The 26028-nt window shown below is 56.9% G+C and carries 28 protein-coding genes and 1 pseudogene; 21 read left to right on the forward strand and 8 right to left on the reverse strand.

Features of this window, described 5'->3' with window-relative positions; all coding sequences use genetic code 11:
• Window positions 1-89 precede the first annotated feature (89 nt).
• On the forward strand, window positions 90-272 hold the full coding sequence (locus ACR0MQ_RS06495) for a DUF1674 domain-containing protein (protein ID WP_010438637.1): 183 nt from the start codon (window positions 90-92) through the stop codon (window positions 270-272).
• Here the strand turns inward: ACR0MQ_RS06495 and ACR0MQ_RS06500 are convergent, their stop codons facing one another.
• A complete protein-coding gene (locus tag ACR0MQ_RS06500; protein WP_170776036.1) occupies window positions 273-1130 on the reverse strand; it encodes a LysR family transcriptional regulator in 858 nt (285 codons plus the stop codon).
• A 99-nt stretch (window positions 1131-1229) separates the two neighbouring features.
• Between ACR0MQ_RS06500 and tmpA the strand changes: the two genes are divergently transcribed.
• The 3 genes from tmpA to ACR0MQ_RS06515 are packed head-to-tail and all read left to right on the forward strand — an operon-like array spanning window position 1230 to window position 3618.
• Window positions 1230-2366 (forward strand): 2-trimethylaminoethylphosphonate dioxygenase, encoded by a 1137-nt coding sequence (gene tmpA / locus ACR0MQ_RS06505; RefSeq protein WP_170776035.1) that lies wholly within the window; start codon window positions 1230-1232, stop codon window positions 2364-2366.
• Window positions 2363-2953: a (R)-1-hydroxy-2-trimethylaminoethylphosphonate oxygenase gene (gene tmpB / locus ACR0MQ_RS06510; protein WP_170541780.1), complete on the forward strand. Its 591-nt coding sequence runs from the start codon at window positions 2363-2365 to the stop codon at window positions 2951-2953. The genes tmpA and tmpB overlap by 4 nt, the downstream gene beginning before the upstream one ends.
• Window positions 2950-3618: an ureidoglycolate lyase gene (locus ACR0MQ_RS06515; protein WP_480606769.1), complete on the forward strand. Its 669-nt coding sequence runs from the start codon at window positions 2950-2952 to the stop codon at window positions 3616-3618. The genes tmpB and ACR0MQ_RS06515 overlap by 4 nt, the downstream gene beginning before the upstream one ends.
• Here ACR0MQ_RS06515 and ACR0MQ_RS06520 read toward each other — a convergent pair.
• Window positions 3605-4267, reverse strand: coding sequence for a DUF2306 domain-containing protein (locus tag ACR0MQ_RS06520; protein ID WP_170777191.1), 663 nt, complete (start codon window positions 4265-4267; stop codon window positions 3605-3607). The genes ACR0MQ_RS06515 and ACR0MQ_RS06520 overlap by 14 nt on opposite strands.
• Before the next feature lie 60 nt (window positions 4268-4327).
• Window positions 4328-5137, reverse strand: a complete 810-nt coding sequence (gene dapB, locus ACR0MQ_RS06525; RefSeq protein WP_010438630.1) for a 4-hydroxy-tetrahydrodipicolinate reductase — start codon at window positions 5135-5137, stop codon at window positions 4328-4330.
• A gap of 91 nt (window positions 5138-5228) precedes the next feature.
• Between dapB and rbfA the strand changes: the two genes are divergently transcribed.
• From rbfA to rpsO, 6 genes are all read left to right on the forward strand, one after another.
• Entirely contained in the window at window positions 5229-5624 is a 396-nt protein-coding gene (gene rbfA, locus ACR0MQ_RS06530) for a 30S ribosome-binding factor RbfA (RefSeq protein WP_480606772.1), read from the forward strand.
• Entirely contained in the window at window positions 5621-6364 is a 744-nt protein-coding gene (locus ACR0MQ_RS06535) for a phosphodiester glycosidase family protein (protein WP_010438627.1), read from the forward strand. Before rbfA ends, ACR0MQ_RS06535 begins: the two co-directional genes overlap by 4 nt.
• Before the next feature lie 54 nt (window positions 6365-6418).
• Complete coding sequence (truB, locus tag ACR0MQ_RS06540) at window positions 6419-7324, forward strand: tRNA pseudouridine(55) synthase TruB (protein ID WP_170776029.1); 906 nt, start codon at window positions 6419-6421, stop codon at window positions 7322-7324.
• Window positions 7325-7345: 21 nt separating this feature from the next.
• Complete coding sequence (locus ACR0MQ_RS06545) at window positions 7346-7849, forward strand: DUF1643 domain-containing protein (RefSeq protein WP_480606775.1); 504 nt, start codon at window positions 7346-7348, stop codon at window positions 7847-7849.
• A 96-nt stretch (window positions 7850-7945) separates the two neighbouring features.
• Window positions 7946-8968 carry a calcium-binding protein gene (locus ACR0MQ_RS06550; protein ID WP_480606779.1) on the forward strand — a complete coding sequence of 341 codons (1023 nt, stop codon included), beginning with the start codon at window positions 7946-7948 and terminating at the stop codon, window positions 8966-8968.
• Between the two features lie 143 nt (window positions 8969-9111).
• Window positions 9112-9381, forward strand: a complete 270-nt coding sequence (gene rpsO / locus ACR0MQ_RS06555; protein WP_008757925.1) for a 30S ribosomal protein S15 — start codon at window positions 9112-9114, stop codon at window positions 9379-9381.
• A 1061-nt stretch (window positions 9382-10442) separates the two neighbouring features.
• Here the strand turns inward: rpsO and ACR0MQ_RS06560 are convergent.
• Window positions 10443-12011 carry an arylsulfatase gene (locus ACR0MQ_RS06560; protein ID WP_480606782.1) on the reverse strand — a complete coding sequence of 523 codons (1569 nt, stop codon included), beginning with the start codon at window positions 12009-12011 and terminating at the stop codon, window positions 10443-10445.
• 149 nt (window positions 12012-12160) lie between these two features.
• On the opposite strand from ACR0MQ_RS06560, the gene ACR0MQ_RS06565 reads away from it, so the two are divergent.
• From ACR0MQ_RS06565 to pnp, 5 genes are all read left to right on the forward strand, one after another.
• A complete protein-coding gene (locus ACR0MQ_RS06565; RefSeq protein ID WP_260023364.1) occupies window positions 12161-13075 on the forward strand; it encodes a LysR family transcriptional regulator in 915 nt (304 codons plus the stop codon).
• A 55-nt stretch (window positions 13076-13130) separates the two neighbouring features.
• A complete protein-coding gene (locus tag ACR0MQ_RS06570; RefSeq protein ID WP_010438614.1) occupies window positions 13131-13484 on the forward strand; it encodes an ArsR/SmtB family transcription factor in 354 nt (117 codons plus the stop codon).
• Window positions 13465-13887: an SRPBCC family protein gene (locus ACR0MQ_RS06575; RefSeq protein ID WP_170776024.1), complete on the forward strand. Its 423-nt coding sequence runs from the start codon at window positions 13465-13467 to the stop codon at window positions 13885-13887. Before ACR0MQ_RS06570 ends, ACR0MQ_RS06575 begins: the two co-directional genes overlap by 20 nt.
• Entirely contained in the window at window positions 13884-14252 is a 369-nt protein-coding gene (locus ACR0MQ_RS06580) for a DUF1761 family protein (RefSeq protein WP_170541814.1), read from the forward strand. The genes ACR0MQ_RS06575 and ACR0MQ_RS06580 overlap by 4 nt, the downstream gene beginning before the upstream one ends.
• A 223-nt stretch (window positions 14253-14475) precedes the next feature.
• Window positions 14476-16626: a polyribonucleotide nucleotidyltransferase gene (pnp, locus tag ACR0MQ_RS06585; RefSeq protein WP_480606786.1), complete on the forward strand. Its 2151-nt coding sequence runs from the start codon at window positions 14476-14478 to the stop codon at window positions 16624-16626.
• 122 nt (window positions 16627-16748) lie between these two features.
• On the opposite strand, the pseudogene ACR0MQ_RS06590 reads toward pnp, so the two are convergent.
• Window positions 16749-18194, reverse strand: a pseudogene (locus ACR0MQ_RS06590) (pyridoxal phosphate-dependent decarboxylase family protein).
• 282 nt (window positions 18195-18476) lie between these two features.
• On the opposite strand from ACR0MQ_RS06590, the gene ACR0MQ_RS06595 reads away from it, so the two are divergent.
• The gene (locus ACR0MQ_RS06595) at window positions 18477-19472 is read left to right on the forward strand and encodes a Hint domain-containing protein (RefSeq protein WP_480606789.1); all 996 of its coding nucleotides are present in this window, start codon (window positions 18477-18479) and stop codon (window positions 19470-19472) included.
• A gap of 39 nt (window positions 19473-19511) precedes the next feature.
• Here ACR0MQ_RS06595 and ACR0MQ_RS06600 read toward each other — a convergent pair whose 3' ends face one another.
• Window positions 19512-20162 carry a peroxiredoxin gene (locus tag ACR0MQ_RS06600; RefSeq protein WP_058274981.1) on the reverse strand — a complete coding sequence of 217 codons (651 nt, stop codon included), beginning with the start codon at window positions 20160-20162 and terminating at the stop codon, window positions 19512-19514.
• A 218-nt stretch (window positions 20163-20380) separates the two neighbouring features.
• Here ACR0MQ_RS06600 and ACR0MQ_RS06605 point away from each other — a divergent pair, with 218 nt between their 5' ends.
• From ACR0MQ_RS06605 to ACR0MQ_RS06615, 3 genes are all read left to right on the forward strand, one after another.
• Entirely contained in the window at window positions 20381-21820 is a 1440-nt protein-coding gene (locus ACR0MQ_RS06605) for an aldehyde dehydrogenase family protein (protein ID WP_170776020.1), read from the forward strand.
• A gap of 131 nt (window positions 21821-21951) precedes the next feature.
• Entirely contained in the window at window positions 21952-22494 is a 543-nt protein-coding gene (gene sigZ, locus ACR0MQ_RS06610) for an RNA polymerase sigma factor SigZ (protein ID WP_170776019.1), read from the forward strand.
• A 64-nt stretch (window positions 22495-22558) separates the two neighbouring features.
• Complete coding sequence (locus tag ACR0MQ_RS06615) at window positions 22559-23269, forward strand: glutathione S-transferase family protein (protein WP_170776018.1); 711 nt, start codon at window positions 22559-22561, stop codon at window positions 23267-23269.
• Between the two features lie 45 nt (window positions 23270-23314).
• Here the strand turns inward: ACR0MQ_RS06615 and ACR0MQ_RS06620 are convergent, their stop codons facing one another.
• Complete coding sequence (locus tag ACR0MQ_RS06620) at window positions 23315-23749, reverse strand: glyoxalase superfamily protein (RefSeq protein ID WP_170776017.1); 435 nt, start codon at window positions 23747-23749, stop codon at window positions 23315-23317.
• Between the two features lie 176 nt (window positions 23750-23925).
• A complete protein-coding gene (locus ACR0MQ_RS06625; protein WP_170776016.1) occupies window positions 23926-24777 on the reverse strand; it encodes a bifunctional helix-turn-helix domain-containing protein/methylated-DNA--[protein]-cysteine S-methyltransferase in 852 nt (283 codons plus the stop codon).
• 99 nt (window positions 24778-24876) lie between these two features.
• Here ACR0MQ_RS06625 and ACR0MQ_RS06630 point away from each other — a divergent pair, with 99 nt between their 5' ends.
• A complete protein-coding gene (locus tag ACR0MQ_RS06630; RefSeq protein WP_480606793.1) occupies window positions 24877-25347 on the forward strand; it encodes a MarR family winged helix-turn-helix transcriptional regulator in 471 nt (156 codons plus the stop codon).
• A gap of 1 nt (window position 25348) precedes the next feature.
• A complete protein-coding gene (locus tag ACR0MQ_RS06635) occupies window positions 25349-25990 on the forward strand; it encodes a cysteine hydrolase family protein (protein WP_170776015.1) in 642 nt (213 codons plus the stop codon).
• Window positions 25991-26028: the final 38 nt, after the last annotated feature.

Below are 26028 nucleotides of genomic sequence, written 5' to 3' on the forward strand. Positions count from 1 at the left end.
TGCTGAGTGCCTCTCGTGACCTTTGCCCGCATTGCCTTGTGCGGACGAGGGCGTATATCAAGGCCCTGTACGGAAAGGAACCCAATGTCATGAGTGACGAGCGCAAAGACCTGCCCCCTGCCGCCCAGCGCGCCCTTGCCGAGGCAGAAGAACGCCGCAAAAACGCAGAGGCCGAAGCGAAGGCACGGCCCAAAGAGCTGGGCGGGCGCGACGGACCAGATCCGGCCCGTTACGGCGATTGGGAGAAAAAGGGTATCGCAATCGATTTCTGATCAGCCATCGCGCAATGCCTGCAAGAAGTCATCGATCAAAGCGCGCTGTCGATTCGAGCGCACCCTATCCTCGGGCCATGTCAGCCAATAGCCATCTTTTGTTGCAAGCTCGGGCATTTCCAGTCTGCGAAGTTGACCGGTCTCCAAACTGCTCGACGCCAAAGGGAGTGATCCCAACGCGATCCCCATGCCCTGACGCGCTGCCGTGATGGCATGACCGACCGAGTCGAAACTGATCCGGCCAGTTGGCAATTCATCAACCCCCGCAACCTGCGCCCAGTCCTTCCAGCCAGGGCGTTCTCCACGTAGATCAATCAGCGGCGCGCCCCACTTGATGCCAGATGCGGCCATCGGTGCCAGCACTTCAGGCGCGATAAGCTTTGCCTTTCGCCCAGGCCAGACGCCTCTGCCATAGCGGATCTGCAGCCAGGTACGTTCTTCCTCCAACGAAGCGCGACGCGCCATCGAATCTGTCATCACACGCACTTTGGGTTGCGCCTCCAGGAATGTGGGCAAGGCAGGGAGAACCAGCGCGTGGATATGCGAAGAAAGTCCTGCGACCCGAAGCTCGCGCGGGGTTTTTCCGAACAAATCCTCGGTATTGCGTTCCAGTGCCTGCAGGCTGTCCTGCACCAATGGCAGATAGCTTTCACCCTCGATTGTCAGCGACACACCCCGTGCCTCGCGCACAAACAGCGATCGACCTAACCAAGCCTCAAGATTGCCGATCCGTTGACTGACCGCTGCCTGCGTCAGACCAAATTCGCGCGCAGCGGCAGAAAAACCGCCCAGTCGCCCGGCAGCTTCGAACACGCGCAGCCAGTCCAGAGGGGGTAACCCGATCTTATTCTTAGCCATAAGATTTTCCAAGCCTCAGCGGCAATAAGGTTTAATTGTAGTAATGCCACGAAGCGCGTATCTCCTCAAGCAAAGCCCGCGCTGAACAGGAGAACCCCCATGCTGCGCTCTGCCACCCATGACCCCTCGATGGTCACCATCGATTTTGCGAACGGCACTCAATCCCGATTTCACGCCATCTGGTTGCGCGACAACGCGCTGGATCCTGAAACACGAGCGTCGGGCAATGGTCAGCGCCTGATCACAATCGGCGATATTCCGGCTGACATTTCGATCAGCGCGGCAGAGGTCGTTAACGGAGATCTGATCGTCACCTTCCAGCCAGAAAACAAAACTGTGACTTTTCCTGCCAGTTGGTTGGCCGAACACGTCTATGATCGCGATCGGGACAGCGAGATCGGCCGCCTGGCCCCAGACATCACAACTTGGGAACGCGGCATCGACGCGCCGTGCGGTGACTGGAATGCGGTGCATGCCAACCCCACGGCCAAGCGCGACTGGCTGGCCGCAGTGGCGGAATACGGGTTCGCTAAGCTAACAGATGGTCCCACCGAGCCAGAATCGCTGCTGAAAGTGGCCGATCTGTTCGGCTATGTGCGTGAGACCAATTATGGAGCTTATTTTGAGGTTCGGACCGAGGTGAATCCAACCAACCTCGCCTATACCGGATTAGGTCTGCAGGCCCATACCGACAATCCCTATCGCGACCCGGTACCAACGCTGCAAATCCTCTACTGTCTTGAGAATTCGGCCGAAGGTGGGGATTCCATTGTTGTCGATGGCTTCCGCGCGGCCGAGCGTCTACGCGATCAGAACCCCGAAGGTTTCGCCCTGCTGGCGGGCTATCCGGCGCGGTTTGAATACAAAGGCTCTGACGGCGTCTGTCTGCAATCGCGTCGCCCGATGATCGAACTGTCTCCGGATGGCGAATTGATCGGCATCCGCTTCAACAACCGTTCCTCCGCTCCGTTCGTCGATGTGCCGTTCGATCAGATGGAGGCCTATTACGCCGCCTATCGTCAGTTGGGTGAGATCATCGACGATCCTGCCATGGGCGTGTCTTTCAAGCTGGAACCGGGCGAAAGCTTTATTGTCGACAACACCCGCGTCCTGCATGCGCGTCTGGGTTACTCCGGCGCGGGGTCACGCTGGCTGCAGGGCTGCTATGCTGACAAGGATGGGTTGCTTTCGACCTTGGCAGCCATGCGGATGGCACAGCCGGAGGCAGCAGAATGAAACCCGACTTTTCAACCCTGAACCAGGACAACATCGTGGCATTTATCGGCGACATCTTCGAGCGCCGTGGTGGCGAGGAATATCTGGGCGAACCCGTGACCATGGCCGAGCACATGCTGCAGGGGGCCACGATTGCCGAACAAAATGGGCAGCCCGAAGAAATCATTGTCGGTGCGCTGTTGCATGACATTGGTCACTTCACATCTGAATTTGGCACCTATCACCCCGACGACACCGAAGATCGCCACCACGAGGACGCGGGAGCAGAGGTGCTCGAGCAATTTTTCCCCTCTGTCATCACCGATTGCTGCCGTTATCATGTGGCGGCCAAGCGATATCTCTGCGCGACGAAGCCTGATTATTTCAACCGCCTGTCCGCCGCCTCGGTTCATACGCTAGAACTACAAGGCGGCCCGATGAGCGCCGCGGAGGTCGCGGAGTTTGAGGCTAACCCGAACCTGAAAGAGATCATCCAGGTGCGCTATCTCGACGAGGCGGGCAAGCGCGCGGAAATGGAAACACCGGATTTCGCCCATTTCGCACCGATGGTGCAGCGCATGGTCGATAAACATCTGGGTTCGTCATGACCGCGCCAGAGTACATCTTCGAGGCCAATTCAAAACCATCCCTGCCCTGGCACGAGGTGCCGCTGATCCGCGCAACGGATACTTCGGTCAAGTGGTATGGCTGTCTGGTCGACACCCCGGATAAGTTCGAGATCGAAATTGTGCGCTGGCCGCAGCAAGGTTGGCGACCAATTGACGAAGGAACCGGCGACGAAGCGGGTTGGGTCGAAGGCACGTTCAAATGCGACTGGCAGGGCGATGTTCTTTATGGTGAGAACGAGGCCGTCAAAGGCCACTACGTTCTGGGTTGGTCCGCCGATCCGCAAAAGGCACAGACGGGCCGTCAAACCGCACCCCGCGATCAGGTCTTGCTGTGGCATATGAACTACCACCCGGACGGGGGGCAGATGTTCTGGCCGCTGGACAAAAAGCCATTCATCGTGCCTGCCGCCCTACCCGGTGACAATCTGACGCCAGAAAAAGTGGTGGCGTTCTGGTGCGATGGCTCGCGCGGCCTCTACATCCATCCCGGCGTCTGGCACGAGGGGATTTTCCCGGTCGAAGACAACCAGCGTTTCCTTGACCGTCAGGGCGCTGTTCATGCCCGGGTCAGCGCGGATATCGGCAAGGAGTTCGGCGTCTATCTGTCCTGTCCGCTGCGCGCGGACAAGATCAGAGAATTGTAGCCAGTACCCCTTGATGCGCAGAACGCTTGCGAATGATCCACATCTGAACCGCCAACAGGTAAGGCACGAAGAACGCGAAGTTCTGCACCAGATCGAAAGGGCCCGAGAAATCGGGCTCTGACCCCACTCCACCGGTCAGCAGGTACCAAAGCGTGTAATGAACACGGTATAGCCATGACCCAAGAGCCAGCCAGAACAGCCGCAACCCCCAGGCCCAATGCCCTGCACGATCCCTGATCAGCGCCATCCTCGCCACCATTAATCCAGCGGTGAACAGGCAGAGCCCATACAGAAAGAACGCTGCAGACATCAGCGGTCCGCCGATGGTTCCGCGCAACGGGATATAGGTCATGCCCGCCAGGCCGGTTATCAGCGCCAGCGTGACCAGCAGCCCGCCCAACATGCGATGAAATCCGATAAACCGCAGCCGAAGACCCCGCAGCAGCTGCAGCGGCACCAGCGCCACCAGCAAAGTTCCGGCAAAGATATGCAGCATCATGGCCGCGTTGCCGACATCTTGACGGTCGGAAAAGAGATAGCTCTGCCTAGCCGCGTCCTCGGACAGGCCAACACCGATCATACCCAGCCCGTGCATCAAAAAGGGCAGCAGCGTCAGATAGAACACGATCAGCACCAAACCAGTCGCCACTCGAGATGTAAGCTTCCGCATAGGCCCGAGTTTAACGCCGTTGCGCGGCCCGTCTATGGCTTACAGCCCGAGCACATCCACCATGTCGTATTGGCCCGGTGCCTTACCCTGCCCCCATAGCGCTGCCTTCAGCGCGCCACGCGCAAAGATGGCGCGATCCGTGGCGAGATGGCGCAACACGATGCGTTCTCCCGGCGCGGCGAACAGCACGTCATGTTCGCCCACGATGTCCCCGCCGCGAATGGCGTGAAAGCCGATATCGCCGCGCTTGCGCGCGCCGGTAATGCCGTCACGACCACGGTCGGACACATCCGCCAATTTGACGCCGCGCCCTTCGGCGGCAGCTTCGCCCAGCATTAAGGCCGTGCCCGAAGGCGCATCAACCTTGTGGTGGTGGTGGCCTTCGATGACTTCAATGTCGAAATCCTCATCCAGTGCGGCGGCGACTTTTTTGGTCAGTTGCACCAGCAGGTTCACGCCAAGGCTCATGTTTCCTGCCCGCACGATCACCGCATGGCGCGAGGCCGGTTCCAGCGCCACAATCTGTTCGTCACTCATGCCGGTGGTGCCGATCACATGCACGCAGCGCGCCTGCGCGGCCAAAGCGGCAAACTCCAGCGTCGCCTCGGGTGCGGTGAAGTCGATCACCGCCTGCGCCTGCGCGAAGGCCTCCAGCGGATCATCGGTGATCAAAACTCCCAGCGCGGGGCCACCCATTGCTTCACCAACATCCTGACCGATCCAATCGTGACCCTGGCGCTCGACCACGCCAACCAGGCGTGCCTGATCACTGTCGGTCACGGTCTTGATCAGCATCTGCCCCATACGGCCCGAAGCCCCTGTAATGACGATCCCCGGAATATGGGTCATTGCGTTGGTCCTTTTCTAAAGTCGGCTCAAAGCCTCCTACCCCGTTCGCACCCGCTTGGCAAAGCCCGGCTTTGCGCTTAGATCGGGGTTTATGGCAAAGAACAAATTCCACGATGGCCCCGGCCCGTCCCAACGACAGCTGCGTGTCGGCGAACTGATCCGCCGTACCCTGTCCGAAGTTCTGGCGCGCGGAGATGTCCACGACCCCGACCTGAACCGCATGTCGATCACTGTGGGCGAGGTGCGCACCTCGCCCGATCTAAAGATCGCCACCGCCTATGTGCTGCCATTGGGCGGCAAAGGGCAGGAGGACGTGATCGAACTGCTCGCTCGCAACAAGGGTGAGCTGCGGCGCATGGTCGGCAAGAGGGTCGGACTGAAATTCTCTCCCGATCTACGTTTCCGGTTGGATGACACATTCGACCGACTGGATGACACCCGTCGCATGTTCGAACAGGACGCGGTGCGCCGCGATCTGGACGAGTGATCCGCCTATCTGTCACATTAGGTGCAGTTGTTTGGGCCGCACAGGCTGGGGCAGTGACTTGTGAAAAGCTGACCCACGAGGACAAGCGCTACACCATTTGCGAGGTAGACGCGGCATCCGAAGATTTGCGCCTGTTCCTGAACGATGAGAATGGCGACCTGTTGGGCCATTTCTCGTCAGTGAACGAAGCTTTGGCACCTGACGGTAAGCGTCTGGCCTTTGCGATGAACGCGGGCATGTATCATGATGATCGCTCGCCCGTGGGTCACTTTGTTGAGGACGGCGAAGAACAGATGCGTGTGATCCCGAATGCTGGCCCGGGAAACTTCGGTCTGTTGCCCAACGGTGTGTTCTGCATTCGCGACGGACGCGCCGATGTGTTTGAGACATTGGATTACATCGAACGCGCGCCGGATTGCCGGTTCGCCACCCAGTCCGGCCCGATGCTTGTCATCGATGGAGAGTTGCACCCCCGATTCCTGCCGGATTCGACCTCTCTCTATATACGCAATGGGGTCGGAACCAACGCTGAAGGGACCCGTGCGGTATTTGCAATCTCTGAGGATTACGTCACCTTCCATGAATTCGGCAGGTTGTTCCGCGACACGCTGGATACTCCGAACGCATTGTTTCTGGATGGCAATATTTCGCGGATGTATGACCGCGCCAACAACCGATCCGACATCGGGTTTTCACTGGGACCAATAGTGGGCGTCGTCGAGAACGTACCGGCAAATTGACAGCGTCGAAGCGATCCGCTAACTCGCGCGTCTCAGTAAGTTTCAAGGTGCAAGATGGGACGCAAACGCAAGGGTCGTGACATTTCCGGTTGGCTGGTGGTGGACAAGCCTGCGGGTATGACTTCGACCGCGGTCGTCAACAAGGTACGTTGGGCGATGGACGCCAAGAAAGCAGGCCATGCGGGCACGCTGGACCCCGAAGCAACTGGCGTTCTGGCGGTAGCTTTGGGCGAGGCGACCAAGACTGTTCCCTACATCACCGATGCGCTGAAAGCCTACACATTCACTGTGCGATTAGGACAGGCGACCAATACCGACGATGCGGAAGGCGAAGTTATCTCGGAGAGCTCTGCGCGACCGACGGATGAAGACATCAAACAGGCGCTCTCACCGTTCCTCGGGGACATCATGCAGGTGCCGCCCAAGTTTTCGGCTGTGAAGATCGACGGTCAGCGCGCGTACAAACTGGCCCGCGATGGCGAAGATGTGGAACTTTCCGCACGCCCCCTGTGGGTTGAAGAATTGATCCTTGTCGACCGACCCGACACCGATCATGTGGTGTTGGAAATGACATGCGGCAAAGGCGGGTATGTCCGTTCGATCGCGCGCGATCTGGGCGAAGCGCTGGGCTGCTACGGCCACGTCAAAGAACTCCGTCGCATCTGGTCGGGTCCGTTCGAGGCCGAAGACGGCCTGTCCATCGAACAGATCGACGAGATGGCCAAATCCACAGCATTGGATGAATACCTGCACCCGTTGGAAACCGGCCTGTCTGATCTGCCCGAGTTGAAATGCACCCCGGAAGGGGCAACCCGACTGCGCAATGGCAATCCGGGAATGGTGTTGGCATCCGACGTCGAATACGGCGACGAGGCCTGGGCTTCGCTGGATGGCAAGGCTGTGGCCGTCGGGATATACAAATCCGGTGAATTGCATCCCAGCCGGGTGTTCGTCGTTTGAACCACGTGTTAGGCGAAGGGCATGATCACCCGTTCTCATACCAAGGGCGACGCGCCCTCGACCGCCATCTACTCCAACTGCGAAAAGTATCGCTATAGCCTGACCCGCATCTGGGATCCGGCGGGGCGCAAGGCGCTGTTTGTGATGCTGAACCCATCAACCGCAACCGAGGTACAGAACGATCCCACGGTGGAACGCTGTGAACGGCGGGCGCGAACACTGGGCTTCGGCGCATTTCAGGTTACCAACATTTTTGCATGGCGCGATACCGACCCGCGCAAAATGCGCGCAGCCGAGGATCCTGTTGGACCGCAGAACGACCAAGCCATTCTGGAAGGTGTTGACTGGGCCGATCAGGTTATTGCTGGCTGGGGCACACATGGCGCGTATCTTGATCGCGGTCGATCTGTCGAAGCACTGCTGCGCGCCACAGGTCAACCGATGTATCATCTGGGGCTCACCAAAGACGGCCATCCAAAACACCCGCTCTACATCGCTTACGCGCGACAGCCTCAGTTGTGGTGACGAAGGGTTAACCACGCCTGCTACTTGGCTTTGACCAACCTCTTGATTGCATGAGATGTTTTACACTCGGGGCAAGTGTGCTTGCGGAGGGTAATCATGTTTCTGATCGGTTTATTCGGGATGGCTGCATTAGGAGGGGCCGCCTATGCGATAAGCGACGTTCTCGTACCCGACGAAACAACCGAGGAGGATGGTGAGCAAATTGATGACTCGGTTGAGGATGAATTGACCGAAGGCAACCTCCTCGAAGTGGAAGAAGATGTTGAAGAGCCCGATTCATCCGAAGATGCCAACACAAGTGAAATCATCTCTGAGCATGAGGGAAATCTGGTGATCGCGGGCGATGAGGATGCAAATGTTCTGACCGGACAAGAGGGTAATGATCAGATTAATGGGTACGAAGGCGGCGACCTCATCGACGGGGGGGACGGAAACGACATCATCTATGGTGGTTCCGGAGAGGACACGCTGATCGGAAACGTCGGGAACGATGTGCTCCATGGCGGGTATGACGACGACAATTTGGCCGGAATGTCAGGCAATGATGACCTGTATGGTCATTTCGGAATGGATGAGTTGGAAGGTGGCGACGGCGATGACCGGATTTTCGGCGGTCAGGACGATGATGTCTTGAGGGGCGATGACGGCGACGATCAATTGCAAGGTGGCGACGGCGATGACTTTCTGACAGGCGGTGCAGGACAAGATGCCCTGTTCGGTGGAGACGGGGATGACATTCTGAACGGCAACGATGGTCGGGAGGAGACTTCCCCTGACTTTCTGAACGGGGGCGCTGGCGATGATGTCATACTGGCCAAAGACGGAGATATCGTCACCGGTGGCGACGGCGATGACGAAATAATCGTGCAGCCAGAACCGGATCAGGAGGCCGCAACAATCATGGATTTCCAGATTGGTCACGATAAGCTGCTAGTCACCTGGGACGGCCCAGAAGACCCTGAGCTGACCATCGAGCCAGACAGCGAAAACAATGACCTGACCCATGTCAGGGTCAACGGCGAGAACGTTGCGCAGATATTTGGTACAGAAGGTCTAGCCGCAGAGGATATTCTGTTTGTGACCGAAGCCCAATTGGCACAATACGCTTTCACTGGTTGAACCCGCAGAATCCCTTTGCCATTCGCAGCAAAAGCGCCTATACGCGCCCATCCGCATCGGAATCGGTGCGGTTTTCTCCATGGGCCTGTGCTGGACGACATCCCGGCCTGCGCCATCAACTCTAACCTTTGAAGGAGACCCCGATGTCGATTACTGCCGCTGAAAAAGCACGCGTTATGAAAGAATTCGCAACTAAGGACGGCGACACCGGTTCGCCAGAAGTCCAGGTTGCCATCCTGACCTCGCGCATCACCACCCTGACCGAGCACTTCAAGACCCACAAGAAAGACAACCACGGTCGTCGCGGTCTGCTGAAAATGGTCGCCCAGCGCCGTAAGCTGCTGGACTACCTGAAGGGCAAAGAAGAAGCGCGCTATCAGGACCTGATCAAAAAGCTGGGCATCCGCCGCTAATCACGCTTTGTTCGTGCGTTGCGGGCACTGACCGCCCCTTTTTTGTACATCTCGTACGCCCGCCAATTGGCGGGCGTATTTGTTTTGTGTAACACTGAATCAGCTATGGTATCGTACATGAAGCATGGCCGAGAACTGTAGGCCAACCCACGTTCAGGCGTGGCATCAAAATGTGCAGTTACACTTTGAACAAATTTTTTTGCTCCATGTGAACCACTTCACTGACCAGAACAAAAGAATGCGCCATGCTGACATTGTTAGTGAGTAGGCGCTTCTTTTGTTTCGGGCGTCAGGTTTTCATAGTCCTCCCTATCTTTACTGGGCGCGCCTTTGACAGGCGCGCCCTTTTGTTACCTAGATCATCCGGAATGCGAGCGGTTCTCAGCCGATTTGCATCAAAACCAGGAAGAAGTTCATGCTCCGGAAGACAAGAAGACCTTTAATCAATCAAGGGTCTAATTGTGACGTAGCGTCGTGACCGTATAGCGATAGGTCCGCAAGTTGACGTAAGCGTAAGTAATACAGCTATTTTTTTACCACTCGATCAAAAATGATGCGAAACGCGGAATCCTTCCCCCTTTCTCAAAGTCAAATTTTTAATACATGCGCCGTGTCGCTGCGGGTTACCACTCACGGCATATGATCTTTGAGCTTCTCCCTCGAGGTTCAGATCTGACCCGCAGCGACAAGCATCTGGGCGAATTAAGTTGTTGGGAGGTGAACGATGCCATTGAAATCTGTTCTGGACAGAGTGTTTTCGACTAAAACAATTCGAACGGCTGATGTTGTTAAATCATCGGTGGTGCCTTCCAGCCCAGATGGAACGCGAAAACCAATATCGAGGGTCGAAACTGCCGCTGTTCTCCGAGGAATTCTCAGAGAGGAACAGCAAAATCCGGCGAAACCGCGCGCGCACGAAGACCCAATACAATAGCGCGCCAAGGTCGTCACATCCGGCCTCTGTCATCGGGTTTCCAGTGCCAAATATCGAAGCAATGCGCACTATTGAAAACGCCCGCAACTCGGCGGGCGTTTAATGGGGGTCAGGTGAACTCGGGCTGCTATTGCGACATGCCACCTTCGCTGCTGACCTGTTCCTGAACGTGTGTCTCATTGCCCACGGTCGCACCACGTGGAGGGAAATCCGCAAAGGTCGCCAGATGTGCCTGAACCAGCCGGGCTGCCGGACCAAAGGCCCACATCTTGTTGCCCATCCAGCGGGTATACATCCCGGATTCCTCGGCCGCTTTCTCATAAGGATCGCGGCGTAGGTTGAACAGCAATGGCGCGTTCAGTTCCTCTTTAGGACCGGCCCAGCCCTTTTCCTGAATGGTGAAATGCGCCTTCCAGTCGTTATAGCGGATCGCCTGCAGATCGGTGCCTTCGTAATAGACAATCTCTTTGCGGTTACTGGGTGTTTCGCCAGTCAGATATGAAAGCTGATTATACCCGTCCAGATGCACCTGATAGCCTTCGAACCCTTCAAGCAGATCGGCAGGAAGGTTCTGCGATCCGCCTGCTGCCGCGACAAGAGTGGGCATCCAATCCATGCCGTCGAAGATACCGTTCAGCACCTGACCTTCGGCAACTTTGCCGGGCCAACGGATGATCGCGGGAACGCGGAATCCTCCCTCCCAGGTGGTGCCTTTTTCGCCGTGGAATGGCGTGGTGCCACCATCGGGCCATGTCATCGTTTCCGGGCCATTGTCCGAGGTGAAGATAACGATGGTGTTGTCGGCGATACCAAGCTCTTCCAGATGCGCGGTCACCTTGCCGACATTATCGTCAAGCTCTTTCATGACCACATCCTGCAGGCCGCGCCCGTCGCCCAGCATCGCCTCGTATTCCGGGCTGAGATGGGTCCAGACATGCGCCCGCGCAGGCGCCATCCAGACAAAGAACGGGGTTTCGCTGTCAACTGCGCGGTTGATGAAATCGATGGTGTGGGCCGTGACCTCATCATCCAGGGTTTTCTGACGTTCAGGCGGGGCTGGACCGTCATCAATGATGCGCTGTTTGCCCACCGGCCCCCAGCGGGGGTCGGCGGTTTCGTCAACGGTATCCGTGGCAAACGAGTGGATAATGTTGCGCGGACCGAACTGAGCGGCAAATTCCGGATCATCCGGCCAGTCGGGGTCGGTCGTGTATTCCATAGCGTTGAGGTGGTAGAGCCAGCCCCAATATTCATCAAAACCCTTGGCCGTTGGCAGGAACTTGTTCAGATCGCCCAGATGGTTCTTACCGAACTGCCCCGTGGTATAGCCCATGGATTTGAGGATATTTGCCAACGTCGGGTCTTCGTCGCTAAGCCCGACCGGATCGCCCGGAAGGCCCACCGTGTGCATGCCGGTACGTACCGGGAACTGACCGGTGATAAAGGCGGAACGCCCTGCGGTGCAGCTGGGTTGCGCATAATAGTCGGTCAACCGGGCGCCCTCGGCGGCAAGCTGATCCAGATTCGGAGTCTGGATGCTTTTGACACCTTGATGATAGCTGCCAAGGCTGGCCCATCCGACATCGTCAGCCATGATCACCAGAATATTGGGCTTGTCGGACTGTGCAACGGCCGTCGTGGCAACCGCCCACAAAGCCGCAGCGAGGCTGGTAGTTACTGATTTTATTCGAAACATTCGGTTCGACTCCTGCGTTCAATCGGATTGGCCGAGTGGGCCGATATGCGGTATGTCCTAGCGGGTGGACCATTCGCTCCGCAAACGCGGCTTTACTTTTTTGCAGGATCTGAAACTTAATGTTCAGTAACTGAAACTTGAGGACCATCGTGTTAACTGAAAAGACTCTTTCCGCCTTTCTGCACCTTGCCGAGACGGGCAACTTTCAGGAAGCGGCCAAACGTCTGGGCGTCTCGAACGCGTCGCTGTCGCGCTATGTTTCGATGGCCGAGGAACAAGTCGGCTTTCCGCTGTTTCACCGCAAACGCGGCAACAGCGGACTGACGCGTGAGGGGCAAACGTTCCTGCCGGTGGCAAAAACTCTGCAGGCGGATTTGAATCGCTGCGCTGATCAAGTGGAGCGTATCCGTCTGGATACCGGTCAAACCGTGCGGATCGGCTGTGGCCCTTTGACGCCGCGTACGCTGGTGCGGCCCGCGATTCAGGCCGCCTTGCAGCAATCCCCCGCATTCCGTTTCAGGGTGGATGTCAGCGCGCGGCAGGCACCGATCGAGATGCTCGAGAATGGTGAAATCGACATCTATCTGGGCGATCTGACCCATACGTCAGAGACCGAGAATATCGAGTTGATGATGTTCGAAAAGCGTGCGGTGGTGTTTGCTGCCCATGTTTCACATCCATTGCATGACACCGCCCCTGCAACCTTGAATGCGCTATTCTCGTATCCTTTAGCCTCGCCGCATCTGCATAAGCATTGGCGTGCGGCGATCACGCGGGCATTGGGCGGCACCGACGAAGCGGCCGAAAAAGTCAGAGCGTTGCCTCAGGTGGAAAGTGATGATTATGCCTTTCTAACGTCGCTGCTGACGGGCCCCGAGTTTGTTGTCGGCGGGATGCCTGAAACCTTCGCCGAACTTGTCGCGGACGGATCGGTCAAGCTGATCGAAACCACGCCGCCGATTACCTGGAACATATGCGCTGCACGAAAGGCAGGACCGGGTCAGCCTGCCACCGAAGCCCTGTGGAAACAGCTTGAGGAACTGGCTGGTCAAAACCTTGGGTAACGCCTTATTCACCCAAATGGTTGACTGAAGCATGAAAGGGGTGTAATTCATCCAAATGGTTGAACGAGAGAGTCGCTATGACCTGGGCGCAATATTGAAGGCCGCTTCCGACCCGACACGCCGAGCGATCCTGACAATGCTTGCGCAGCAGGGTCCCTTGCGGGTGACGGATATCGCGCGACGCTTCGAGATGAGCCTCAATTCGGTATCCAAGCACATCAAGGTGCTGGAAAATGCCGGGTTGGTGCAGCGTCGGACAGAATGGCGCGAACATCTGATCGAGGTTCAGATGGATCCCTTGTCAGCCGTGGATGAATGGTTTGCCGGGCTGCGTTCAATTTGGGCGCTTCGGCTGGACGCCTTGGAAACTGCTTTGGAGGACCCAGAAGATGACGGAACTGTCCCTTGAAATAACGCGCGCCATCCCGCACCCGCCTGAAAAGGTGTTTGACGCGTGGCTGAACCCGGAAATGCTGGCTAAATTCATGCTGCCCGGCCCCAACATGACCGTGCCCGAGGCACAATCCGACGCCCAGGTCGGTGGCCGGTTCAAGATCATCATGCGCGCACCCGAGGCCGGAGACCTCCCGCATGAGGGCGAATATAAGGTCATCGACCGGCCCAACCGGCTGCAATTCACTTGGAACTCTCCCTACAGCCAGGACGATTCCACCGTGACGCTGGATTTCACACCCACTGAAAAGGGCACCAAACTGCGCCTGCACCACATCCGCTTTCCGTCACAGGAAAGCCGCGACAATCATGAAGGCGGCTGGACCCGAATCCTTGAATCGCTGGAGGGTGCGCTGTGATCAACTGGCTCGCCCTTGGCGCGGGCGTAATCGCCGCCTTTCTGTTGGGGTGGCTGGTCTACGGCCCCATCGGATTTCAGAAACGCTGGGCCGAAGGCACGCGGATCGATCCCACCCCACCCGCGTCTCCACCTCTGCCGCAAATGGCCGCCCAGATCGTGTTTTTGATCCTGCTGGCCTCAGTGATTGCCGTAACTGAGACGACCAACAGCCTTGGGGTTGCGGTACTGGCCATCCTTGCAGTCGCAGCACAGACGGCCTCGGTCGGGGCATGGGCGCAGAAAAGCGGCTTCGCCATCGCGGTCGATACTGGCTATGCGTTTGGCTGTGGCGTAGTGATGATCCTGGCGCACGCGATCCTTTGATATATCGACCCCTGCCCGGCTTGGGCGGGGGTTGGGCAATCCCCTGCCCCTCAAAAACTCCCGACTTTCCAAAGCTTGCAAACTAATGTATGGGCCAGTCATCTGAGACGTTGTGCCCTGACCCCGGCACTCGAACGGAAGATAAATGGGGTCGGCGGCAATGGGGTCGCCATGCAAACCGGAGACCCGCAGGGGCGGGAGTGCTCCGTTCTAGGATACGCATATGTTTGATGTAACGAAGAAATCTATGCAGTGGGGCGAAGAGACGCTCACACTGGAAACCGGCAAAGTTGCCCGTCAGGCGGACGGCAGCGTAATTGCCACGCTGGGCGAAACCAGCGTCATGGCGAACGTGACCTTTGCGCGGGCTCAAAAACCTGGTCAGGACTTTTTCCCGCTGACCGTACACTACCAAGAGAAATACTATGCCGCCGGTAAGGTTCCGGGTGGCTTCTTCAAGCGCGAGGCGCGCCCGACCGAGAAAGAGACGCTGACTGCGCGTCTGATTGACCGTCCGATCCGTCCGCTGTTCGTTGACGGCTTCAAGAACGAAGTTCTGGTGATGTGCACCGTGCTGAGCCACGATCTGGTCAACGATCCCGACATCGTTGCAATGATCGCTGCTTCGGCTGCCCTGACCATCTCGGGCGCGCCGTTCATGGGTCCGATCGCCGGTGCCCGCGTTGGTTTCGAGGATGGCGAATACGTTCTGAACCCGACCGTCGACGACATGCAGGACCTGCGCCTGAACCCTGAACAGCGTCTGGACCTGGTTGTTGCCGGTACCAAAGACGCCGTGATGATGGTGGAATCGGAAGCGTACGAACTGTCCGAAGCGGAAATGCTGGGCGCGGTAAACTTCGCGCATGAGCAGATTCAACCGGTCATCGACCTGATCATCTCGCTGGCCGAAGAAGCCGCGAAAGAGCCGTTCGAATTTGAAGCGCCCGACTACTCGGAGCTGTCCGCCGCTGTTTCGGCTGCCGGTGAGGAGCAGATGCGCGCCGCCTTCGCGATCACTGACAAGCAAGAGCGCACTGCCGCTGTTGCCGCTGCCCGTGAAGCGATCAAGGAAGCGCTGACCGAAGAGCAGCTGGAAGACGGCAACCTCGGTTCGGCAATGAAAAAGCTGGAAGCTGGCATTCTGCGTGGCGACGTCGTCAAGGGCGGCAAGCGGATCGACGGTCGTTCGACCACCGATATCCGTTCGATCGTTGCAGAAACCTCGATGCTGCCCCGTACCCACGGTTCCGCCCTGTTCACCCGTGGTGAGACTCAGGCGTTGGCCGTGACCACGCTGGGCACTGGCGACGATGAGCAATTCATCGACGCGCTGCACGGTAACTTCAAATCGAACTTCCTGCTGCACTACAACTTCCCTCCCTATTCGGTTGGTGAAGTTGGCCGCGTAGGTGGCCCCGGTCGTCGTGAGATCGGTCACGGCAAGCTGGCTTGGCGCGCCCTGCAGGCGGTTCTGCCTGCGGCGACCGACTTCCCCTACACGATCCGCATCGTGTCGGAGATCACTGAATCCAACGGCTCCAGCTCGATGGCGTCTGTCTGCGGCGGTTCGCTGTCGATGATGGATGCGGGTGTTCCGCTGAAAGCACCGGTTGCCGGTGTGGCCATGGGTCTGATCCTGGAAGATGACGGCGAATACGCCATCCTGTCGGACATTCTGGGTGACGAAGACCACCTTGGCGACATGGACTTCAAAGTGGCAGGTACTGAAAACGGCATCACGTCGTTGCAGATGGACATCAAGGTTGCGGGCATCACGCCCGAGATCATGGAGAAAGCCCTGGCGCAAGCCAAAGACGGCCGGATGCACATCCTGGGCGAGATGGGCAAAGCCCTGTCCGAGACCAACGAATTCTCGGTCCACGCCCCGCGCATCGAGACCATGAACATCCCGACCGACAAGATCCGTGAAGTGATCGGTTCGGGCGGTAAGGTCATCCGCGAGATCGTCGAGGTTTCGGGTGCCAAGGTCGACATCAACGACGACGGCGTCATCAAGATTGCCTCGCCGGATGGTGAATCGATCAAGAAGGCCTATGAGATGATCCACTCGATCGTTGCTGAGCCGGAAGAGGGTCAGATCTACACCGGGAAAGTGGTCAAGATCGTCGACTTCGGTGCCTTCGTGAACTTCTTTGGCAAGCGCGACGGTCTGGTACACGTGTCCCAGATCGAAAACCGCCGCCTGAACCATCCTTCGGATGTTCTGAAGGAAGGTCAGGAAGTAAAGGTCAAGCTGCTTGGCTTTGATGATCGCGGCAAGGTCCGCCTGTCGATGAAAGTTGTCGATCAGGAAACCGGCGAAGAGATCGTGCCCGAGAAGAAAGAAAAGAAAGAGGAAAGCGCAGAGTAATCTGCCTTTAGTGTTTGGATGCAAGAGACCCCGGTTCAGGCCGGGGTCTTTTTTGTCTTTATGGTCCGCATAAACCGAAGCAAGTGCTGCCCGCTTCGGACCTATGTGTTGGCGCGGAACTCTCATTCCAAATCCGCTCCGATTTGCAGAACAGTGTCGAGGAAAAGCTCCAGATCTTGCCGCTGCGTGCGGTGATTGTTGATCGCCACGCGCAAGCAATGCTTCCCGTCCAAGGTGGTATCAGAGGGAACCGCGATGCCGGATTCCTGAACCCGTAACATGATTTCTGTGTTGATTTCCCTAAGCCGATCTTCATCCGCGATCCCATTGGTATAGCGAAAGCACACGATGTTCAGATCCACGGGCGCGACGAGTTCAAGCCGCTGGTCGGCACTCACCAATTGCTGCAGATATCGCGCCTGTTCGATGTTCTGATCGATCAGACGGCCAAATTTTTCGACCCCGTTCTCTTTCAATGACATCCAGATCTTGAGTGCTTTGAACCCCCGGCTAAGCTCAAAACTATAGTCGGCCAAAAACTTGCCAGCGATCAGCCCGCGTTCCTGAATTTGCAGATAGTCGCCGTGCATCTCAAACGTATCGAAATGGCGCTTTGCGTCCCGGACCAGAACGCAGCCAGCTTCGAAAGGGGTGTGCAGCCATTTATGCGGGTCCAAGGCGATGGAGTCGGCCAACTCTATTCCATCAACCAAATGTTTGTTGGCGGGCGCCAGGCGCAGGAAAGCTCCAATACAGCCGTCAACATGGAATCACATCCCTTCGCGACGACAGATTTCCGCAACTGCAGTGAGATCATCCATTGCACCGGTATTCGTCGTCCCTGCCGTCGCGATCACGCAGGCCGGTTTGATGCCATTGGCCCGGTCTGCTGCGATGGCGTTTTCCAACGCAGGGATGCGCATTCGATTGTAGTCATCGCTTACAACCTCTGTCAGCGACTTTGCGCCATGGCCCATCGTCTCGAGTGCTTTCTGATGGCAGCTATGTACTTGGTCTGAAGAGTAAAACCTGAGGGGTTGCGGCATGCCCAATATGCCTTCGGCGCGAACGTCAACGCCGGCAAGTGCGTTTCGCGCCACATTCAGAGCCACCATATTGGCCATCGAGCCACCGCTGGTCAGAGTTCCACTAGCGTCCTCGGGAAAGCCCATCAATTCCTTGAACCAGTCAACCACCTGATTGTCGATCATCGCCGCAGCCGTGTTGCCGCCACCAAGGTTCGAACCGTCAACCGCGGCAATAAAATCGCCCAGTGCACCGGTGAAATTGGACGAACCCATATACCATCCCCAGAACCGTGGATGGATGTTGCCCATGGAATACGGGAACAGTTTTTCGCGCAGGTCGGCATAGACGGCATCAAGCGGCTGCGGCGTCATGGGTGCAGGGGATTTGAAGAAGTTTCGAACCGTATCCGGCATCTCTTGCCAGACCTGCCGATCACGGACCTCTGACAAATGCCCGATCGCATCGTCAACCATCTGATGTGCAAGCTTGCGCGATAGGGTCCAGTCTTCCGGATCCAGAGATTCTTCAAAATTGCCCATGTCAAAACCCCCAAGCGTTCAAAAGCCGCAAGTGTGGGGTGCACATGATACTTAGTCAATCTGCCTTGGATTCTGATCCTGATTTGGCCGGCCGGTCAATAAAACTGTCAGACCCAATGCGCGCGCTTCATTAGAAAGGGGACACCCACGGGGCCTCGGAATCCGCTCGCACCGTCCTTAGTCGCACTCAGGTGCTGGTTCGGTAAACCAATTCTTAACACTTATAAGTTGAGTTAGCTAAAAGTTAAGGAAATATGACAATATCCGGGAAATCGCTCCGCTTTGGCCTCGATCACCATCTATGAAATCAACGGCGACCCGTTTGGCAATCCAAGCGTGACCATCACCGAAGGGTATCAGGTCGAAATCACCGATGATGACGGCCTCCTTGAGGATCCGGATGGAAACGGCGGCCAGCAGTTTAACACCAGTACGCTTCCTAACCTGGACAACTCGGGCAACCTCCAGATTTTCGAAGGTTACACGGCCACTGTAAGCGGGGCGCCAGTTACCTATACTCTGATTAATTTTTCAGGGACGCAATACATCGTCGTGACCTCTGGCGATGTTGAAGTCGGGGGTGTTCTGACAGGCAACACGCTGGCGCAGAACCCAGCGCCGCCTGTGGCCTATGACAGCCTGCCTAGCTTTGTCTGCTTCACATCGGGGTCCTACATCCTAACTCCGTCCGGTCGCCGTTTTATTGAAGAGATCAAAGTCGGGGATCAGGTGATCGTCGCGGATGGCACCAGCCGGGCCGTGCGCTGGGTGGGCAGGCGGTGGCTGAGCGAGGCGGATCTGCATCAGACCCCAAAGCATTGTCCGATCCGGATCAATACAGGTAGTCTTGGACCGCAAACGCCGTCGCGAGATCTGCTGCTGTCGCCGCAGCATCGGGTGGTCGTTTCGTCACCGGCAATGGAACTTCATCATAGTCACTCGATGATGCTGGCGACTGCTAAATCTCTGGTCAACGGTAAGACCATCAATCAGCTGCCGCCGGAAGGAGGTGTCGAGTATATTCACATCCTGTTCGACCAGCATGAGTTGGTGAATGTTGAAGGGTTGTGGTCGGAATCATTTTATCCCGGCGACCATACACTTGACGTGATGAGTGTGGCGGTGAAGGAAGAACTGTTCGATCTGTTTCCCGAACTGCAGTCGGGTGCACGCGGCTATGGTGATACCGTGTTGCCGGTGCTGAGATCATTCGAAGTGCAGATTTTGCGCTCGGGTTTGTGCGCCCCTTCCGGGACCACACCAGCATTTTTGCATTGAAAGAAGCAGGGGGCTTTTGCCCCCTGCCCGTCTATCCGTTTAGGACGGCGCTTTGGTCTTACGCAGATAAGGGAAGATCGTCTCGAACTCGCCGAACTTTTCTTTCGCCTCATCATTCGATACCGCAGGCGGGATGATCACATCCTCACCCGGCACCCAGTTGGCGGGAGTTGCCACGCCCTTGGCGCTCATTTGCAGTCCGTCCAGTGCGCGCAGGATCTCGGCAAAGTTCCGGCCCACGGTCATTGGGTAGGTCATCGACAGTTTCAGTTGCTTGTCCGGGCCGATGATAAAGACCGAACGCACGGTGGCACTGTCGGCAGGCGTGCGGCCGTCGGGCAGATAAGCTTCGGCAGGCAACATGTCGAAGGCCTTAGACACCGCCAACCCATCATCAGCAATGATCGGGAAGCCGGGGTTGGCGTTGCCATATGCTTCAATGTCTTTCTTCCACTTCTTGTGGTCTTCGACACCATCGACCGATACACCCATCACCTTGGTGTTCCGCGCCGCCCATTCATCGTTCAGCTGCGCAACGGCCGAAAACTCGGTCGTGCAGACGGGGGTGAAATCCTTGGGATGCGAGAACAGGATTGCCCAGCTGTCGCCGATCCAGTCATGGAATTGGACGGTACCTTGATCCGTTTCTGCTGTGAAATTCGGGACGGTGTCGTTGATACGCAAACCCATTGGAAAACTCCTCTACTTTAGAAAATCGTGAGTCGGTTGCTGCCAATCTAATCACTTACCGCAAAGGTTAAACCATTCATGTTGCCCTGTCAGGAAATTCGGTAGATACATAATTTGATCAAATTATGATTCTCACTTGCCTTGCACCAAGTCAGGTGACAAAGTGCACATGAAAACCGACCGGACGGTCGATTTATTTTTGCTCCGGAGGATGAGCCATGATCGAAAAGCGCGAGTTCTATATCGACGGCAAATGGGTTGCCCCATCAGAACCGAATGATTTCAAAGTCATCGACCCCTCGACCGAAGAGCCCTGCGCGGTGATCTCGCTGGGATCTGAGGCCGACACGAATGCGGCGGTCGCTGCGGCCAAAGCCGCCCTGCCCGGCTGGATGGCCACACCCGTCGAAGAGCGCATCGGCTTGGTGGAAAAGCTGGTCGACATCTATGCTACGCGTTCGGAGGATCTGGCGCAGGCGATGTCCATGGAAATGGGTGCGCCAATTGACATGGCGCGTACCCAGCAATCCGGTGCGGGCATCTATCACCTGAAAAACTTTATCCGCGCCGCCAAGGCGTTTCAGTTCGAACGTCCGCTGGGTGATCACGCGCCGAATGACCGGATCATCTATGAGGCGGTAGGTGTCGCCGCCCTGATCACGCCCTGGAATTGGCCGATGAATCAGGTCACGCTCAAGGTGGGCGCCGCCGCGATCGCGGGCTGCACGATGGTGATAAAACCCTCGGAACAGAGCCCGCTGAACGCGATGATTTTTGCCGAGATGATGGATGAAGCTGGTTTCCCAGCAGGCGTCTTCAATCTGGTGAACGGCGATGGTGTCGGCGTCGGCTCGCAGCTATCGGGGCATCCGGATGTGGATATGGTCAGCTTCACCGGCTCGACCCGCGCAGGTACTGCGATTTCCAAAAACGCTGCCGATACCCTGAAAAAGGTGCATCTGGAACTGGGTGGCAAAGGCGCAAATGTGGTCTTTGCGGATGCCGATGAGAAAGCAGTCAAACGCGGCGTGCTGCACATGATGAACAACACCGGCCAAAGCTGCAACGCGCCCAGCCGGATGCTGGTGCAGCGTCCGGTCTATGACCAGGCGGTTGAGACCGCCGCCGAGGTGGCCAACAAGATTACCGTGGGCAGCGCCGCTGAAGAAGGTCGCCATATCGGGCCGGTGGTGAATGAGGTTCAGTGGACCAAGATTCAGGACCTGATCCAGAAGGGTATCGACGAAGGGGCGCGCCTGGTTGCTGGTGGCACCGGTCGGCCCGAGGGATTGAACAAGGGCTATTATGTGCGCCCCACTGTATTTGCTGATGCCAACAACCAGATGACAATCGCCCGCGAAGAAATCTTTGGCCCCGTCCTGACCATGATCCCGTTTGATACCGAGGATGAGGCCATCGAGATCGCCAATGACACGCCTTATGGGCTAACCAATTATGTGCAGACCCAAGATGGCGACCGCGCCAATCGAATGGCCCGCGTGTTGCGATCCGGCATGGTTGAGATGAATGGCCAGTCTCGCAGTGCAGGGTCGCCGTTTGGGGGTATGAAGCAATCCGGGAACGGACGTGAAGGCGGCGTGTGGGGGTTGGAAGACTTCCTCGAAGTGAAGGCCGTAGGCGGCTGGGCTACGGAGTAAGTATCCATAACATTTGACTTTGGGGGAGTGCGCTTCGCAGGCGCGCTCCGCTTACATTTGGATACGCATCCCTGCGTCTCGGAACTGGCCAAACTTGAAAAAAGCCTTCTGGGTGACCATACCTGCCAGTTATGCAAATAGAAGAAATCTGGCCAAACTACCGCGCACGTATCAAGGCGTTCCTACATTCCAAGGTGGCAAACCCGGCGGATGTAGACGACCTTTTGCAGGAAATCTCGATCAAGGTTTTCACAGGGCTACCGACGCTCGGCGACCCTTCCAAGTTGCAATCCTGGCTGTTCCAGACTGCTGACCGCACAATCATCGATTTCTACAGAAAAAACGCGCGGGCAAAGACCGTTGATCCTGAAGATCTTTGGTATTCCAGTGACGATCCGGGCATCCGTCAGGAACTGGAAAATTGCGTCGAGCCATTTATCCGCGGCTTGCCCGCCGAGACGGCAAAGTTGCTTATGGACATCGACATCAATGGCGTGTCCCAAAAAGAATATGCCAAGGCTCACGGACTATCTTATTCGACATTGAAATCCAGAGTTCAAAAGGGTCGCGACGACCTGCGTAAAGCATTTGACGATTGCTGTAACTGGACCATCGATATACGCGGAAATATCACGGAATATCATTTAAAATCTGATAACTGCAAAAAATGTTGAGCCAATCTTCGTCTTTTTGATGCGGGCGCCGTCTTACAGGTGAACGTATCAAAAGGATAAAACGATGATCAAAATTATCAGCTTCAAAATCTGCCCGTTCGTGCAGCGTGTCACCGCGATGCTGGAAGCAAAAAACGTAGCCTATGACGTGGAATACATCAGCCTAAGCGACAAACCGGACTGGTTTTTGGAAATTTCACCGACGGGCCAAGTGCCTGTCCTGGTAACCGAGAACGGTACCGCGCTGTTCGAATCCGACGCGATCGTAGAATATATCGACGATGTCACCGCGCCATTGCAGGCAAACATTTCGCCCGAGCACCGCGCAGTTAATCGCGCTTGGAGCTATCAGGCGACGAAACACTATCTGGTCCAATGCAGTACGATGCAGAGCGCCGACAAGGCGACGCTGGATGATCGCATCCTCAAACTGGATGCGTCATTCGCGAGGATTGAGAAACAACTGGGCGAGGGCTCATTTTTTGCCGGCGAAGAACTCGGCAATGTTGATATCGCGTGGCTGCCGCTGCTGCACCGCGCGGCTATTGTCGAAAAACACAGCGGTTATGACATGCTTGCGGGTTATCCCAAGGTGAAGGCATGGCAGCAGGCTGTGCTGCAGACGGGAATTCCGGCGAAATCCGTTCCCGCGGATTTCGATCAGAAGTTCTCGGATTTTTATTTGGCCGAACGCACATGGCTTGGGCGAGGCGCAAACCTGAATGAAGCACCCAGCGCGCCCGCAAAATCAACCGGGAGCGGGTGCTGCGGATAGAATAGGAATACTCCTGCTCTGCAATCGCCGGGCAGGAGCTCGCCATCAAACCGGTCGAATGGTCAGTTGAGGCTCTCCATTCGACGTGTGCCGGGTGGATCGACCATCCCAGCCAATCTCGCCGGTGACACGCTGCCGATAAGCCGAAAAACTATCGAACTGTACCACATCTACAGGCGCGTCGAACTGCAGGGTCACCCGCCGATGTGATCCATCACCCAAGATTGTCAGGCCACGGATTTCCGCAGTAAAGGGCTGACCCAAATATCGGCCCTCAACCCGGTCACCAATGCGTAGTTGCATTCGGTTACCGGCCAAGGCGTGCAGGGTGTTCCAATCACGCGCACCATGCTGATGTGCCAGCAATTCCAACGCCTCGCTATGCGATAGCGTAACACCTGTATCTTGCAGGCGTTTGCGCAGGCGTTTTGCCTGCTCTTTCAGCTCCGCAACCGGAGCGATGTTTCGAGTTTGTGTCATGATGTGCCTCGTTTCCTTGAACGGGCGCGAAATCTGGACGGGGCTCGCATTACCATCCGCGCGCCAGGAAAGGGCAACAGATGCTATTCAACCGGGTTTCACCAAAGCCAAAGGCTGCGAACGGCAGGGGACCCGAACCTGCCGCGCCTTTTGGCAGCCTCGGGTCGACCTGTCAATCAGGCGTCTGCCTGCGCCGCCTCAAAGGCCAGCATGGCGCGTTTGACCGGCAGCCCCCAGTGGTAACCACCCAGACCGCCCGATTTGCGCAATGCACGGTGACACGGGATCAGCCAGCTGACCGGGTTTCGGCCCACCGCCGTTCCCACAGCTCGCACCGCTTGTGGCGAGCCAACCCGCTGCGCGATTTCTGAATAGGTGGTGACCTGTCCAGATGGGATGTGCATCAACGCCTCCCACACTTTGATCTGCAGCGGCGAGCCAATCAGATAGAGCGGGGTCGGCTGTAAGCGGTCACTTTCGGCGCCAAAGGCACTATGAACCCATGGGCGCAGGCGCATCGGGTCTTCGACGAACTCGGCCTGAGGCCAGCGCGACAGCATGTCTTCCATCGCCTCTTCTTCACCTGTTTCAGCGCCAAAGGCGATGCCGCAGATCCCCTTGTCGGTCCCCATGACCAGAGCCGGGCCAAATGGGCTTTCAAACCAACCCCAATAGATCGTCAGACCCGCGCCTTTACGCGCGTATTCGCCGGGGCTCATGGATTCCCATTTCAGGAACAGATCGTGTAACCGCCCGCTACCGGATAATCCGACGTTATGCGCGGTCTCCAGCGTGGTAAAACGTTCGCGCAGCAGTGCCTTGGCATGGCCCAAAGTCAGGTACTGCTGGTAACGCTTGGGTGACACCCCAGTCCAGCGCGAGAACAAGCGCTGGAAATGGGCTGGGCTCATATCCATTTGGCGGGCCAGCTCATCAAGGCTGAGATTCTCTCCACCCTGATCGATCAATTCGATCGCGCGCCGCATGACGTTGTAATGATATCCGCTTTCTGCTGTCTGGATGTTCATCGGTCACCTCATCAGTTACAGGAACAGTAACTTGCCCCCGGCGATCTTGCGACCCGGAACCTGCGCTTTATCTCGTCAACTGAGTTGACGAATCAATCTGTGTTCCCCTACTATTCAGGTATGGAACACAGGTTGGATCAGCTTTATCAGGCAGTGCAGGCCGCCCGGCCATTGCTTCGGAACATCACGGCAGCCGTTGAGCAGGGCAGCCAGCGCAAAGGCGTGACCGTCGGACAACGTGCCCTTCTGGAAGGTCTATCGCTATTTCCAGGCGCGACCGCCCCGGTGCTGTGCGCCAAGCTGCAGCTGAAACGGCAATATGTCTCGCGCATCTTAAAAGAGCTGATGAGCGAACAGCTGATCGAAAGCCAACCCAATTCCAGACGTGCAGGCACCCATTGCTACCGACTGAGCCCTTCGGGCGATGCGACGATCACGGCAATCAGAGCGGATGAGATGACAAAGCTGTCACGCTTTGCACAGGATTTTTCTGCGTCAGAGCTTGCCGCTTACCACAAGGTTCAACTTGCCCTGACCCGGTACTTTGCAGACCTCGCCAAGGATACCTGACATGTCCGTCATTTGGATCATAGCGACCGGGATAGTGATCGCCGTTTTATATATACTCCTGGAAATCCGAAAGATTGGAACTCCGACCACCGGGCCCAAAATAAACCTCGCATCACGGCCTGAAACGGCGTTGCTGGTGATCGATATGCAAACAGATTTTACCTCGATGTCCGCATGGGATGACGCGCAGATCGAGGGCGCCTTATCGGCGATCCGGTCGATGACGGATAGCGCCCATCAGTCTCGTAGGCCCGTGATCGTCATTCGGCATGAATTCGAAGGGAGGCTGGCGAACATGCTGAATGGTTGGTTCAATCAGGGGCGTGGCAATGCGGAATCAGGCGGGATCGGATTGGATCCGCGTCTCACGCTGAATCCGGATGCCGAGTTTGTAAAGTCTGTGGGTGACGCCTTTTCTTTGTCGGTTTTTGAGCAGTTCCTGGAAGAAAAACAGATCGGAACGCTGGTTCTGACAGGGTTGGACGGGTGTCATTGCGTGAACAAGACCGCGCAGGGCGCGCTCAATCGAGGATACCGGGTTCAGATCGATCCGGCAGCCGTTCTGGTGGCTGACCCGAGCCGATGGCACGGGATCAGGAATCAACTTGCAACGGCGGGCGTAGATTTCCGACCGCAGACGTAAGGCACAGGGACAAATCGACCAAGACCCGCACTTGAGCA

This window comes from Ruegeria sp. AN6 (genome assembly GCF_056540425.1).